This is a genomic window from Streptomyces sp. NBC_00234 (assembly GCF_036195325.1).
Classification (GTDB): Bacteria; Actinomycetota; Actinomycetes; order Streptomycetales; family Streptomycetaceae; genus Streptomyces.
This window is the reverse complement of the sequence record NZ_CP108101.1, coordinates 4,502,437-4,515,566: the sequence shown is the minus strand read 5'-3', so window position 1 is coordinate 4,515,566 and position 13,130 is coordinate 4,502,437. Positions and strand designations below refer to the sequence as shown.

General features: G+C 71.6%; 13 protein-coding genes. 6 read left to right on the top strand and 7 right to left on the bottom strand.

Features of this window, described 5'->3' with window-relative positions:
- Positions 1–154 precede the first annotated feature (154 nt).
- The 3 genes from OG230_RS19895 (at position 155) to OG230_RS19885 (ending at position 3,318) form a co-directional block, all read left to right on the top strand.
- Positions 155–1,084, top strand: coding sequence for an ROK family protein (locus OG230_RS19895; protein WP_443051342.1), 930 nt, complete (start codon positions 155–157; stop codon positions 1,082–1,084).
- Positions 1,084–2,238: an N-acetylglucosamine-6-phosphate deacetylase gene (gene nagA / locus OG230_RS19890; protein ID WP_328905066.1), complete on the top strand. Its 1,155-nt coding sequence runs from the start codon at positions 1,084–1,086 to the stop codon at positions 2,236–2,238. The genes OG230_RS19895 and nagA overlap by 1 nt, the downstream gene beginning before the upstream one ends.
- A gap of 159 nt (positions 2,239–2,397) precedes the next feature.
- Positions 2,398–3,318 carry a 1-phosphofructokinase family hexose kinase gene (locus OG230_RS19885; RefSeq protein WP_328905065.1) on the top strand — a complete coding sequence of 307 codons (921 nt, stop codon included), beginning with the start codon at positions 2,398–2,400 and terminating at the stop codon, positions 3,316–3,318.
- Positions 3,319–3,423: 105 nt separating this feature from the next.
- Here the strand turns inward: OG230_RS19885 and OG230_RS19880 are convergent, their stop codons facing one another.
- Complete coding sequence (locus OG230_RS19880; protein ID WP_328905064.1) at positions 3,424–4,389, bottom strand: carbohydrate-binding protein; 966 nt, start codon at positions 4,387–4,389, stop codon at positions 3,424–3,426.
- Between the two features lie 144 nt (positions 4,390–4,533).
- Positions 4,534–6,195: a diguanylate cyclase CdgB gene (gene cdgB, locus OG230_RS19875; RefSeq protein ID WP_328905063.1), complete on the bottom strand. Its 1,662-nt coding sequence runs from the start codon at positions 6,193–6,195 to the stop codon at positions 4,534–4,536.
- Positions 6,196–6,556: 361 nt separating this feature from the next.
- Here cdgB and OG230_RS19870 point away from each other — a divergent pair, with 361 nt between their 5' ends.
- Positions 6,557–7,063, top strand: coding sequence for a flavin reductase family protein (locus OG230_RS19870; RefSeq protein WP_328905062.1), 507 nt, complete (start codon positions 6,557–6,559; stop codon positions 7,061–7,063).
- A gap of 44 nt (positions 7,064–7,107) precedes the next feature.
- Here the strand turns inward: OG230_RS19870 and arfB are convergent, their stop codons facing one another.
- Positions 7,108–7,542 (bottom strand): alternative ribosome rescue aminoacyl-tRNA hydrolase ArfB, encoded by a 435-nt coding sequence (gene arfB, locus OG230_RS19865; protein ID WP_328905061.1) that lies wholly within the window; start codon positions 7,540–7,542, stop codon positions 7,108–7,110.
- A gap of 184 nt (positions 7,543–7,726) precedes the next feature.
- On the opposite strand from arfB, the gene OG230_RS19860 reads away from it, so the two are divergent.
- Together OG230_RS19860 and OG230_RS19855 are read left to right on the top strand one after the other, a co-directional pair.
- A complete protein-coding gene (locus tag OG230_RS19860; RefSeq protein ID WP_328905060.1) occupies positions 7,727–8,302 on the top strand; it encodes a TerD family protein in 576 nt (191 codons plus the stop codon).
- A gap of 149 nt (positions 8,303–8,451) precedes the next feature.
- Positions 8,452–8,976 (top strand): GNAT family N-acetyltransferase, encoded by a 525-nt coding sequence (locus OG230_RS19855; protein ID WP_328905059.1) that lies wholly within the window; start codon positions 8,452–8,454, stop codon positions 8,974–8,976.
- A gap of 58 nt (positions 8,977–9,034) precedes the next feature.
- Here OG230_RS19855 and OG230_RS19850 read toward each other — a convergent pair whose 3' ends face one another.
- Genes OG230_RS19850 through OG230_RS19835 form a run of 4 tightly spaced genes read right to left on the bottom strand, consistent with a single transcriptional unit; the run spans position 9,035 to position 12,899 of the window.
- Positions 9,035–10,474 (bottom strand): M1 family metallopeptidase, encoded by a 1,440-nt coding sequence (locus OG230_RS19850; RefSeq protein ID WP_443051341.1) that lies wholly within the window; start codon positions 10,472–10,474, stop codon positions 9,035–9,037.
- A 47-nt stretch (positions 10,475–10,521) separates the two neighbouring features.
- Positions 10,522–11,685 (bottom strand): YncE family protein, encoded by a 1,164-nt coding sequence (locus OG230_RS19845; RefSeq protein ID WP_328905058.1) that lies wholly within the window; start codon positions 11,683–11,685, stop codon positions 10,522–10,524.
- A complete protein-coding gene (locus tag OG230_RS19840) occupies positions 11,682–12,287 on the bottom strand; it encodes an ankyrin repeat domain-containing protein (RefSeq protein WP_328905057.1) in 606 nt (201 codons plus the stop codon). Before OG230_RS19840 ends, OG230_RS19845 begins: the two co-directional genes overlap by 4 nt.
- 54 nt (positions 12,288–12,341) lie before the next feature.
- Positions 12,342–12,899, bottom strand: a complete 558-nt coding sequence (locus OG230_RS19835) for a GlcG/HbpS family heme-binding protein (RefSeq protein ID WP_328905056.1) — start codon at positions 12,897–12,899, stop codon at positions 12,342–12,344.
- Positions 12,900–13,130: the final 231 nt, after the last annotated feature.

Here is a 13,130-nt window from a genome sequence, read left to right as displayed (position 1 = left end):
CGAATGGTGATTTTCCCCCACGTTCACCAAGAGGTCTACACCACAGGAGTCTCGCTTCGGCAACGTATCGGTACGGACCTCATTTTGTATGCAGCCGCAACAAACCACGATAGTGGACTAGACCTTTTGCGGTCGGCGGGCGAAACTGTCTTCCGTGAGACATGTCATCGCCCTCGATGTGGGCGGCACAGGAATGAAGGCCGCCCTGGTCGGGGCAGACGGCACCCTGCTCCACGAGGCACGCCGGGCCACCGGCAGGGAGCGCGGTCCCGAGGCCGTCGTGGAGACGATCCTCGCGTTCGCCGCCGAGCTGCGCGCGTACGGCGAGGAGCACTTCGGCACCACCGCGGTCGCCGCGGGCGTCGCCGTACCGGGCATCGTCGACGCCGAGAACGGGATCGCCGTGTACGCGACGAACCTGGGCTGGCGCGACGTACCCATGCGCGCCCTGCTCGGCGAGCGGCTCGGCGTACCCGTCGCCCTCGGCCACGACGTCAGGACCGGCGGCCTCGCCGAGGGCCGGATCGGCGCGGGCCGGGGCGCCGACCGCTTCCTCTTCGTACCGCTGGGCACCGGCATCGCCGGCGCCATCGGCATCGCGGGCTCCATCGAGGAGGGCGCCCACGGCTGCGCGGGCGAGATCGGCCACATCGTGGTCCGGCCGGACGGCCCGGACTGCGGCTGCGGCCAGCGCGGCTGTCTGGAGACCCTGGCCTCCGCATCCGCGGTGACCCGGGCCTGGGCCCTCGCCTCCGGGGACCCCGAGGCGGACGCCGCGGACTGCGCGAAGGCCGTCGAGTCCGGCGACCCCGCCGCCGTACAGGTCTGGCAGAACGCGGTCGACGCGCTCGCCGCCGGACTGGTCACCGCGCTCACGCTGCTCGACCCCCGCATGCTCATCATCGGTGGCGGTCTGGCCGAGGCGGGGGAAACCTTGTTCACACCACTGCGTGCGGCTGTCGAGGAACGGGTCACGTTCCAGAAGCTGCCTCACATCGTCCCGGCGGCCCTCGGGGACACCGCCGGATGCCTGGGCGCAGGGCTGCTCGCCTGGGATCTTCTCTCCACGGAGGTATCCGCCTGATGGCCGGACGCGCAGACAGCACAGTTCTCGCAGGAGCCCGGGTGGTACTGCCCACCGGGACGGTCGAGAACGGCCGGGTGATCGTCGAGGGCGGCAGGATCGCCGGCAGCACGCCGGAGGGCGCCCGCACCGTCGATCTGTCCGGCCACTGGGTGGTGCCCGGCTTCGTCGACATGCACAACCACGGCGGCGGTGGCGCGTCCTTCACCTCCGGCACCGTGGACGAGGTCCTCACCGGCGTCCGTACCCACCGCGAGCACGGCACCACCACGCTGGTGGCCTCCACCGTCACCGGCGAGATGGACTTCCTCGTCCAGCGGGCCGGCATCCTCTCCGAGCTGGTCCAGCAGGGCGACCTCGCCGGCATCCACTTCGAGGGCCCGTTCATCTCCCCGTGCCGCAAGGGCGCCCACAGCGAGGACCTGCTGCGCGATCCGGACCCGGCCGAGGTCCGCAAGCTCATGGACGCCGCGCACGGCACGGCGAAGATGTTCACCCTCGCCACGGAGCTGCCCGGCGGCATCGAATCGGTGCGCCTGCTCGCCGAGCACGGCGTGATCGCGGCGATCGGGCACACCGACGCGACGTACGAGCAGACCGTCGAGGCGATCGACGCGGGCGCCACCGTCGCCACGCACCTCTACAACGCCATGCCGGCCCTCGGCCACCGCGCGCCCGGCCCGATCGCGGCCCTCCTGGAGGACGAGCGGATCACCGTCGAGCTGATCAACGACGGCACCCATCTGCACCCCGCCGCCCTGGAGCTCGCCTACCACCACGCGGGAGCCGCACGCGTCGCCCTGATCACGGACGCGATGGACGCGGCCGGGTTCGGCGACGGCCAATACCAGCTGGGCCCGCTCGCCGTCGAGGTGAAGGACGGCGTCGCCCGCCTGGTGGAGGGCGGCTCGATCGCCGGCTCCACGCTCACCCTGGACACCGCGTTCCGCCGGGCCGTCACCATCGACCGGATTCCGGTCGACGACGTCGTCCAGTCCATCTCCGCCAACCCGGCGCGACTCCTCGGCGTGTACGACAAGGTCGGCTCGCTGGAACCGGGCAAGGACGCGGACCTGGTGGTCCTGGACGAGGACTTCGTCCTCAAGGGCGTCATGCGCAAGGGCGAGTGGATCATCGAGCCCCCGCTGGCGTGATCCCACCCACCGGCCTCGGGCCGAGCACGTAACGAAGAGACGGCGGTTGCCCCGGACACCTGGGCCGACCGCCGTCTCTTTGACATGATCGCCAAGGCAGTCGGCCGAAAGAGAAAGCGCGTACTACGAAGTGCTACAAGGGATCGGAGGTCGGTGCAGGTGATCCTGACCGTCACACTCAACACCGCGCTCGACCTGACGTACGCCGTCCCGGCCCTCGTCCCGCACAGCAGCCACCGGGTCACCGAACTCACCGAGCGCCCCGGCGGCAAGGGCCTCAACGTGGCCCGCGTGCTCGCCGCGCTGGGCCACGAGACCGTCGTCACCGGCTTCGCCGGCGGCCCCACCGGAGCCGTCCTGCGCGACCTGCTCGCCCCGCTCCCGCCGCGCGACGCACTCGTGACCGTCTCCGGGAACACCCGCCGCACCATCGCCGTCGTCGACGCCGCCACCGGCGACACCACCCAGCTGAACGAACCGGGCCCGCACATCTCCGCCGAGGAATGGGCCGGCTTCCTGCGGACGTACGAGAAGCTCCTCACCGGAGCCGACGCGGTCGCCCTCTGCGGCAGCCTCCCGCCCGGCATACACGTGGGCGCCTACGCCGAGCTCGTCCGCCTCGCCCGCACCGCCGGGGTCCCCGTCCTCCTGGACACCAGCGGCGAACCCCTGCGCCGGGGCATCGCCGCACGCCCCGACCTGGTCAAGCCCAACGCCGACGAGCTCGCCCAGCTCACCGGAGCCCGCGAACCCCTGCGCGCCGCCCGCGACGCCCGCCGCCGCGGCGCCCACAGCGTGGTCGCGTCCCTGGGCGCCGACGGCATGCTCGCCGCCACCCCGGACAGCGTCTGGCGCGCCACCCCGCCCGCGGCCGTGCGCGGCAATCCGACGGGCGCGGGTGACTCCGCGGTGGCCGGACTGCTCTCCGGCATCGCCGAGGGCCTGAGCTGGCCGGACCGGCTGACCCGGGCGGTGGCCCTGTCGACGGCGACCGTGCTGGCCCCGGTCGCCGGCGAGTTCGACGCCACGGCGTACGCGGACCTGCTGACGCGCGTCGGCATCGAGGAGCACACCGTCTGAACCCGGGAAGCCCCCGGCTGAACCCGGGAAGCCCCCGGAAACGCCTCGTCCCGGCTCGCACGGGGCGAGGACCGGGACGGGGGCGGTTCCTGAAGGGCGGAAGGGCTACTTGATGTGGCCCGCCTTCAGCGAGAGCTGGTCGAGATTGGCGTCGCACTGGTCGCCCGTCTCGCACGAGAGCTTCAGCGTGTTCGAGCCCTTGGTGAGGTTGACGTACGCGTACGTGTTCGTCCACCCCTTCTCCAGATCGCCCTCCGCGGCGTGCGCGAAGTTCTTCATGTTGATGGAGCGGGGCGCCTCGGTGTTGACCGTGAGGGTCGTCTTGGCGTCCTTGCCCGGCACGCCGTACGTCACGTACAGCGTGTAGGGCCCGGCCTCCGGCACGTCGACGGTCCACGTCGCGGACCGGCCGACCTCGTTGAGGCTGATGTACTGGCCGTTCGCGCTCTTGGCGCCCTTGACCGTGTTCTCCAGCGCCGCGGAACCACCGAGCGACAGCGTCGCCGCGTCCTGCTCCGGGAGCTCGGCCGGCGCCTCGGGCTCCTTGGACTTCTCCGGCTTCTTCGACTCCTCGACCTCACCGGCGGGCCCGGCCGACGTACCGGCCTCGTTCGTCTTCTTGTCGGGGTCGTCGCCGTCCGAGAGAAGAGCGGCACCGATGCCGATGAGCACGACCGCGACCACGGCGACCGCCGCGATCAGCAGCGCCTTGGTGTTGGGACCGCCCCGGCCGGAGCCGGCGCCCCTGCCGCCCTGCTGCGAGACCTGCGAGGCGGACGCGCCACCCGGGTAGGTCTCGGGGGCCGCGTACTGCGCGTGCGGCTGGCCGTACGGCGCCTGGGGCGGCTGGCGGTACGGCTGCTGCGGAACCTGCTGCCCGTACTGGCGCTCGCCGACGGTCCGCACCTGGTTGTACGAGGTTCTGGGCACGCCGGGCTGAGCGGCCGGACCGGGGTAGCCGTAGCCTCCCTGGCCGGGCGCCTGGGCGCCTGCCGCCTGTCCGTCCTCGTACAGGTAGCCGAACGGATCGTCGTCCTCGGGCTTGCTCGTGCCGTTGTTCCCGGCCGTCATCCCTGGGTCACTCCTCACCATGTCGCCAGCCGTCGCCGACCGGCCGAGCCTACCCCGAACGGAGCACAGCCCTCATTGCCGTTGCTCACACACGGACGGCACCGGAAACCGGGGTGGGGTAGGGGGATGGCCTTGCCGTGAACCTCAGCCGGCTCTCCGGTGAACCTTCGACCGGGAGCGCTTTTCGACGTACATCCGCTGGTCGGCGGAGCGCAGGACCTCTTCCACGGTCATCCCGCACTCGGCCCAGCCGATGCCGAAACTCGCACCTACCCTGACCGCCCTGCCATCCACCCGAATGGGCGGAATGATGGCATTACGCAAGCGTACGGCCAGGTCTGCGGCATCCGCGGCCCCGAGACCGTCCGCGAGGACGACGAATTCGTCACCTCCGAGCCGCGCCACCGTGTCCCCGTCCCGCACACAGGTGGTGAGCCGCCGGGCCACCTCGATCAGGACGGCGTCGCCGGTGTGATGTCCGAAACGGTCATTGATCGACTTGAAGCCGTCGAGGTCGCAGAAGAGGACCGCGAGGCCCTTCGAACCGTCGTCGTGCTCGGCGTCGGACGCCGGCGCCGCCGTGTGCACGTGGTGGTCGTAGGGACCGCCGCCCGGCACCGGGTCCGCGTCGTAGCCGTCGGCCTGGTAGCCGTGCGCCCGGGACGCCTCGGCATCGCCGTACGCCGCGTCCAGCGCCTCGATCGCGGTGGACGCCACCGCGTGGGGCCTCTCACAGAGCCGCGCGCTGAGCCGGGCCCGGAGCTCCGCGCTGTTGGGCAGCCCGGTGAGGGCGTCGTGCGAGGCGCGGTGCGCGAGATGCAGTTCGTGCCGCTTGCGCTCCTCTATGTCCTCGACATGGGTGAGGAGGAAACGGGGGCCGTCGGCGGTGTCGGCGACGACGGAGTTCCGCAGGGAGACCCAGAGGTACGTGCCGTCGCGGCGCCCGAGCCGCAGCTCGGCCCGGCCGCCCTCGGCCGACGTACGCAGCAGGGTGCCGATGTCCTCGGGGTGGACGAGGTCGGCGAAGGAGTAGCGGCGCAGCACGGAGGCGGGACGGCCCAGGAGGCGGCACAGGGCGTCGTTGGTACGGAGCAGCCTGCCGTGCTGGTCGCCGCCCATTTCGGCGATGGCCATACCGCTGGGCGCGTACTCGAACGCCTGGCGGAAGGACTCCTCGCTGGCCCGCAGCGCCTGCTGCTCGCGTTCGAGCCTGACGAGGGCCCGCTGCATATTTGCTCGGAGGCGAGCGTTACTGATCGCAATCGCCGCCTGTGATGCGTACATCTGGAGCGCTTCGCGCCCCCACGCGCCGGGCCGGCGCATGTTCCGCGGCCGGTCGACGGATATCACGCCGAGCAGATCGAGTCCGCCACCGGACGCGTACATCGGGGCGTAGAGGCGGTCCAGGGGGTGCCACTCGTCCTCGAAACGGGGCTCGGGACCTTCGGTGTGCCACTGCGGGACGTCGTCGTCGAGGAGGACCCAGCCCTGGGTGTGGGGTATGAAACGGAGCTCGTCCCATGCCTCGCCCATGGCCAGCCTGCGCTCCCAGGACTCACGCGAGCCGACCCGCCCGGTGATCAGGGCTTCGGCCGCGGCGTTGCCCGCGAACGCGGCGACGACGAGGTCACCGTCCGGCCGCACCAGATTCACGCAGCCCAGTTCGTAACCGAGGCCGGAGACGATTCCGTCGGCCACGGTCTGCAGGGTGTCTGCCAGACTCCGCGCCGTGTTGAGATCAGCGACGGCCTGGTGCAGCTGACGCATGGTCGCAAGACGGACGTAGGGTTCCGACTCGGCCTCCATTGCTCGCACTCCCCGAGACCTCGACAGCAACTCCAGGTTTCATATCGACGTACTTGTTGCAGTGTCACGGCCACTGAATCACAGTGAGCTGCGCCCTCGGTACACAGGGTCAACAAATAGTGCCCTCTGTGAGCCAAGTCACAATAGGTGATGAAGGGGATTCGGAGCCCCTCGGAGGCCTTCCGTCCTTTTCTTGAACGCAAATCCGAACGTTGCAGTACCTTGCGTGCTCCCCGGGTCCTAGGACCCGGCTGGTCCCCTGGTCCGATGCGGCCGGACACGGCACGGGACTAGCGTGCCCGATGTGTTGCAGACGAAGCCCCCCACCCCGCGCCCCGAACCCATCCCCCATGCTGAGGGGGTGAGCAACGACGAGTTCCGCGCCGCCCTCGCCCGGTTGGCCGCCGGCGTGGTGCTGATCACCGCCCAGGAGCCGCCGCTCGACGAGCACGGCCGCGGCGAGGACGTCGGGATGACGGCGACCGCCTTCATGTCGGTCTCCCTGGACCCGCCCCTGGTCATGGTGAGTCTGCGCAACGACTCCCGGATGGACGACCTGCTGGCCGAGCAGCCGCTGTGGTCGGTCTCGGTCCTCACGGAGAGCCAGCGCCACATCGCCAGCCGGTTCGCCATGAAGGGCCGGATCAGCGACCGGCTGCTGTTCGAGGACATCCCCTGCATACGGGGAGAGGTGACCCGGGCGCCCATGATCGGCGGAGCGCTCGCGACGCTGGAGTGCCGGACGGAGCAACGGGTGGTGGCCGGTGACCACACCCTGGTGATCGGACGGGTGCTGACGGCGGACCTGCCGAGCGCGGACGGGGAACCACTGGCCTACTTCAAGGGCCGCTACCGCCGGCTCGGCTGACGCACCGCCGGGCGCGTCCCGCGAGCCCGCTCAGCCTGCGGACTTCACCAGTCGCGGCCGGAGCGACCGCGCTTCGTGTCGCCGCGCTGCTTCTTCTCCCGGAGCCGGCGTTCGTTGATCCCGCGCGGAATCCTGCGCTTCACCCGCGCCTTGGGGGGCGGCGCCGTGGCCTCCGCGAGCAGTGCGGCGAGCCGGACGGCGGCCGTCTCGCGGTTGCGCCACTGGGAGCGGTGCTCGGACGCCCGTACCACCACGACCCCGTTGACCAGCTTGTTCGCCAGCCGCTCCAGGGCGCGGGCCTTCCACACCTCGGGAAGCGACTCGGTCGCCGCGAGGTCGAAGCGGAGCTCCGCCTGTGAGTCGCTCGTGTTGACGTGCTGCCCGCCTGGCCCCGAGGACCGCGAGAAACGCCACATGAGCTCGGCCTCCGGCAGGGAGACCGCACCGCGGATGACATAGGGCCCGGACATGACACCCATGTTCCCCGGCCCACCGCCTGTTCGTCACCTCCTTTTGCCGTACGCACTGTCCGGATTGGGCCAGAAGTTCGGCAAAGAAAGTAAAGGGACCAGGAACCTCGTGGTCTGTTGCCTGCGTTATGACGGGTGACGGTAGCTTTCGTGATGGCACGAAGCCCGTATACGACGAGGAAAGGGACTTCCCATGGCAGTAAGCCTGTCCAAGGGCGGCAACGTCTCGCTCACCAAGGAGGCACCGGGCCTTACCGCCGTCACGGTCGGCCTCGGCTGGGACGTCCGCACCACCACCGGCACCGACTTCGACCTCGACGCCTCGGCGATCGCGGTCAACACGGCCGGCAAGGTCTTCTCCGACGGCCACTTCGTCTTCTTCAACAACAAGGCGACGCCGGACCAGACCATCGTCCACACCGGTGACAACGTCACGGGCCAGGGCGAGGGCGACGACGAGCAGATCAACGTCAACCTGGCGGGTCTGCCGGCCGACATCGACAAGATCGTCTTCCCGGTCTCCATCTACGACGCCGAGACCCGCAGCCAGAACTTCGGCCAGGTCCGCAACGCGTTCATCCGCATCATCAACCAAGCCGGTGGCACGGAGCTCGCGCGCTACGACCTGAGCGAGGACGCCGCCACCGAGACCGCCATGGTCTTCGGCGAGCTCTACCGCAACGGCGCCGAGTGGAAGTTCCGCGCGGTCGGCCAGGGCTACGCATCGGGCCTGCGCGGCATCGCCCAGGACTTCGGCGTCAACCTCTGACATCACCGCTCGGGTGTCCGCGGCGGTGATCCGCCGGGCTCGCCCAGGTCCTCCGGGAGCCCCCGGCCGCGTCCTGTCGGCCGGGGGCTCCCGCGCGCGCCGGGTGAGCCTGCCGCCCCCCATTTGCCGGTCGGTCTAAGGTGCGCGACATGATCCTCGAACCGCTGGGCCTCGGCACGGGGGTCCGCGACATCCCCGGTCCGCTGCTCACCGAACTCACCGCGCTGTACGCCTCGAACCGGGCCTTCCAGCAGCTCAGCGGAGATTTCCCGGACCCGGACGACATCCGCCCGGAGCAGGTCGCCACCGAACTCGCCGACGAGCTGGCCCACCCGGACGCCGAAGTGCTCCTCGCCCGGTCGAAGGGCCGGTTGGTGGGCATCGTCATCACCCTCGCGCACCACCCCGACCCGGCCGACCCCGATCCCTGGATCGGGCTGCTCATGGTCGACGCCGGGCAGCACCGATCCGGATACGGCCGGGAGCTGGCGGAACACGTGGAGGAACGGTTCCGGGCGGCGGGCCGGCACGGGGTGCGGCTCGCGGTCCTGGAGAACAACCCGAAGGCGCTCGCCTTCTGGACGGCACTCGGCTACGAGGTCCTGGCCCACCGCCCCGATCTCCGGATGAACCGCCCGTGCCTGGTCCTGCGCAAGTCACTGACCCCTGCCTGACGCGGCTCAGGGCGTGACGCGGCTCAGGCGTGGCGCGCGGCTCAGGGCGTGACGCGGCTCAGGGCGTGACCTGCGCGTCCGGGTCCTCCGGGCGGCCGTCGCCGTACAGCCAGGTGTCCCACAGCTCGCCGAGGTCCTGGCCGGTCCTCTTCTCCGCGTAGGCGGTGAAGTCCTCCGTCGACGCGTTGCCGTGCCGGTGCTCCTTCGCCCAGCCCGCGAGCAGGGCGAAGAACACCTTGTCGTCGTCCACCGCCTGGCGGAGCTTCTCGATCACCATCGCCCCGCGCCCGTACACCGGCGGAGCGGACAGCTCCGCGGCGCTCGGCGGATCCGCGGGCGGGAAGGCCCAGTTGAGGTCGTTCGCGAAGGCCACGTCGAAACTCTCCCGGGTCGGGGTGTCCTCGTGGTCCTCGGACCAGAGCCACTCCGCGTACGTGGCGAAGCCCTCGTTGAGCCACATGTCCTGCCAGGTCTCGGGCGTGACGGAGTTCCCGAACCACTGGTGGGCCAGCTCGTGCACGAGGAGCCCGGTGGAGGGCGTGCCGGGGAAGACCGGCCGGTTCTGGGTCTCCAGCGCGTACTCGGAGTCCTCCCGCCGGTCGACGATCGCGCCGGTCGAGGCGAAGGGGTACGGGCCGAACCTCCCGGCCGCCCACGTCATGACCTCGGGGATGCGGGCGACGACGGGGCCGCTCGCCCGTGCCACCTTCGGGTCCACGGCGGTGAACACCTCGACGCCCTCGGGGGTCCGTGAACTCTTCGTCGTGTAGCGGCCGATGGCGACCGTCGCGAGATAGCTCGCCATGGGCTCGGTGGCACGCCAGTGGTACGTGGTGCGGTCCCCGGCCGTCCGGCGGGAGACCTGTTCGCCGTTGGAGACGGCCGTCAGCCCCTCCGGGACGGTGACGGTGATGTCGTACGACGCCTTGTCGCTCGGGTGGTTGTTGCCGGGGAACCAGGTCATGGAACCGGTCGGCTCGCCGAGCGCCAGCGAGCCGTCGGCGGTCTTCAGCCACCCCTCCTCCGACTCGTCCCGGTCGGTGATCGTCCGCGGGGCGCCGGAGTAGTGGACGACCGTGCGGAACGTCCGGCCTTCGCGCAGCCGGTCCTCGACGTCGGCGTCCGGGCGCAGGGTCAGCTCGCTGCCCGCCCGGTTGACCGCGGCCGGGCGCCCCTCGACGCTCGCGCCCGTGACGTCGAGCCCGGCGAGGTCGAGGTTGAAGGAGCTGAGGTCCTGGGTGGCCCGGGCGGTGATCGTCGCGGTGCCGCGCAGCTCGTCCCCGCCGGTGCGGACGTCCACGTCCAGGTCCAGGTCGTAGTGCGTGACGTCGTAGCCGCCGTTGCCGAGCCTCGGGAAGTACGGGTCGCGCAGCCCGGCGGCACCGGGCTTGCCCTCCACCCCGCCCGCGACGGCCGCGCAGGCGGTGGCGGCGGTCGTCAGGGCGAACAGCAGGGCGGCGGCGGACGTCGTGCGCCGTATCCGGGTTCGCTGGTCCACACCGGTGATCCTATGTGCGGAATGTCGGATTGGGCGCGCCCGCGGTGTCAGAGGACCGCGATACCGAGAGGGCGCTCGCCCCCGCTCATCCGGACCGGTGCCCGGTCGCCCGTGAGATCGACGACGGTGATCCCGTTCCAGTACCCGTCCCGGGTGAAGCCGCCGGTGACGTACGCCGTGCGGCCGTCCTTCGACACCGCCACGTCCTCGTGCGGCCCGTCCAGAGCCACGGTGCGCTCCGTGCCGTCCGGCTTCCGGACGGTGAGGGAGGGGGCCCGGTCGTCGGAGGCGATCGGGCCGGTACCGACGACCAGGAGGGTGCCGTCGGGGGTGAGGGCCGCGCCGTGCTGATGGGTGTCGGCCGTCATGTCCTCGGTCGTGACCGTGCCGGTGCGCGGGTCGAGGACGGCGAGCCGTTCGCCCTCGAAGGGCAGGAGCAGCTTTCCGTCGGCGGGGCGTACGACGGCGTAGTGCGGCTTCAGCCAGGACGCGAGACCGCCCTCGGTGCCGTACGGGGCGACCTCCATGCGCCGGCTCTTCAGCGTGTCCGCGCGGACCGCCGTGACGTCGAAGGAGTCGTGACCGGTCGCGTACACCTCCCGGCCGTCCGGCGAGACGTCCACGTCGAAGGGGCGGCGGCCGACCGGGACGGTGTCGGTCACCTCACGGGTCGCGGTGTCGATGACCTCCAGCGTCCCGTTGCCGCCGGGCACGTTGACTCCGACGTAGACGTGCCGGCCGTCGGGGGCGAGGGCGATGCCCATGCCCCCGCCGCGGTACTCACCGGTCGTGACCGGCCCGGTCTCCGTCTCGTACGGGACGAGGGCGAGCCGGGTCCGGGTGGCCGTGTCCACGACCGCGACGCCTTCGGCGGTCGCCACCCAGGCCCGGCCGTCCCTGCCGACGGCGAGACCGTACGGGGCGGTGCCGACCTCGACCGATTCCTCGGCCGGGCCGCGCGCACCGGAGCCGGGGTCCGGGTCCAGGAAGGTCACCGTGTCGCTGCCGAAGTCGGTGACGAGGAGGGTGCCGTCCGGCGCCTTCCCCGTCGCGGCGCCGTCCGGGGTCGCGGGGGCGCTCGTGGGCGCGGTCCGGCCGGCTGATGCGCCGGGCGCGTCCGGAGTGCCCGTCGCCCCGTTCGTCGTCCCCGCCGCGCACCCGGCGAGCAGCACCGCCGCCACGAGTGCCGGGACGGCCCGGCGGGCGCTCATCGCTCGTCCCCGGCGGCCCGGAGCAGCGCCGCGATCTCCGTGAAACCGCGCCGCTCCGCGTGCGCCAGGGCGGTGACCCCGTCGCCGTCCGGCAGATCGGGCGTCGCACCGGCGGCCAGCAGCAGCGCGACGATGTCCAGGTGCGCCCGGCCGCCCTCGCCGAGGATCACGGCCTCCAGCAGGGCGGTCCAGCCCAGCCGGTTGACGTGGTCGACGTCCGAGTCCGTGCAGCGCAGCACCTCCCGTACGTACGCGACGTGGCCGCGCTCGCTCGCCGGGATCACCGAGATGCCGCCGAACCTGTTGCGGAGCGTCACGTCGGGACCGGCCGGCAGCAGGACGTGCAGCATGGCCACGCTGCCGGTGACGCCCGTGGCGAGCCAGGGGCTCTCCTCGCGGCGGTCCTGCGCGTCGGGGTCGGCACCCGCCGCGACGAGCGCCCGGGCCGCTTCGAGATGGTCGCCGAGCACGGCGAGGAGCAGCGGCGTACGCAACTCCTCGTCGCGGGTGTCGACGCGGGCGCCGCCCTCGATCGCGGCCAGCACCCCGTCGGTGTCGCCGGTGCGTGCTGCTTCGAGCAGATCGTGATCGAGGGCCTTCATACGCTGTCTCCGTGGGTGAGCCGGGGTGAGCCGGGTGGTTCGGTGCCGGGACCGTCAGTTGGCGAGTGCGGCGACGCCGGCCTGGGCGAACTTCTCGTCGAGGTCGCCGCTGGGGGCGCCGGCCACTCCGATGCCCGCGACGGGGGCACCCTTGACCTGCACCGGGGCGCCGCCGCCGAGGAACAGCGTGCCGGGGATGTCCTTCAGCGTCGGGGCCGACTCCAGGCGCTTGACCAGCTCGGACGTGGGGGCGTTCCAGGAGACGGCGGTGAACGCCTTCTTCTCGGCCGACTCGTACGACTGCGGGCCGGCACCGTCGCCGCGCAGCGTCACGATGGTGTTGCCGTTGCGGTCGACGACGGCCACGGAGACCCGCTGGTTCTCCTTCTTCGCCGCGTCCAGGGTCGCCTGCGCGGCCTCGGTGGCGGCGGCCACGGTGAGGTGCGTGGTCTGCTGGAGGTTCTCGTTCGTGGCGTCGGCCGCGATGGCCGCTGCGGGGGCGGCGGCCGGGGCGGAGGCGTTCGCGGACATCGCACCGAAGGTTCCGGCGCTCAGCGCGGCGGCGGCGACGGCGCCGGTCAGGACTCGGGTACGCATCGACATCTTCTTCATGGTGGCTCCTCGGAGTGCGTCGTACGGCTGTTTCGCTCTGCTGTCGATCCTCCGGCCGGAATCGGCCCCGTACCGTCGGCGTACCGGCTCGTCGCGGCGCCCGGGACGGTTGACGGCCCCATCGGCCGATCGGTTGATGCGGGGGTGGTCCCAAGGGGTCACCATGGAGGTGTCTGCGCAGGTCGGCGTCGGACCGGCAGGTCGGTGACAGGTCGTCGGCAGGGAGCACGG

Bases quoted from the DNA above. Each gene is read 5' to 3' on its own strand.
- nagA (WP_328905066.1), top strand. From the start codon at position 1,084: ATGGCCGGACGCGCAGACAGCACAGTTCTCGCAGGAGCCCGGGTGGTA.
- OG230_RS19880 (WP_328905064.1), bottom strand. From the start codon at position 4,389: ATGACGGCCGGGAACAACGGCACGAGCAAGCCCGAGGACGACGATCCG.
- cdgB (WP_328905063.1), bottom strand. From the start codon at position 6,195: ATGGAGGCCGAGTCGGAACCCTACGTCCGTCTTGCGACCATGCGTCAG.
- arfB (WP_328905061.1), bottom strand. From the start codon at position 7,542: ATGGGTGTCATGTCCGGGCCCTATGTCATCCGCGGTGCGGTCTCCCTG.
- OG230_RS19860 (WP_328905060.1), top strand. From the start codon at position 7,727: ATGGCAGTAAGCCTGTCCAAGGGCGGCAACGTCTCGCTCACCAAGGAG.
- OG230_RS19855 (WP_328905059.1), top strand. From the start codon at position 8,452: ATGATCCTCGAACCGCTGGGCCTCGGCACGGGGGTCCGCGACATCCCC.
- OG230_RS19845 (WP_328905058.1), bottom strand. From the start codon at position 11,685: ATGAGCGCCCGCCGGGCCGTCCCGGCACTCGTGGCGGCGGTGCTGCTC.
- OG230_RS19840 (WP_328905057.1), bottom strand. From the start codon at position 12,287: ATGAAGGCCCTCGATCACGATCTGCTCGAAGCAGCACGCACCGGCGAC.
- OG230_RS19835 (WP_328905056.1), bottom strand. From the start codon at position 12,899: ATGAAGAAGATGTCGATGCGTACCCGAGTCCTGACCGGCGCCGTCGCC.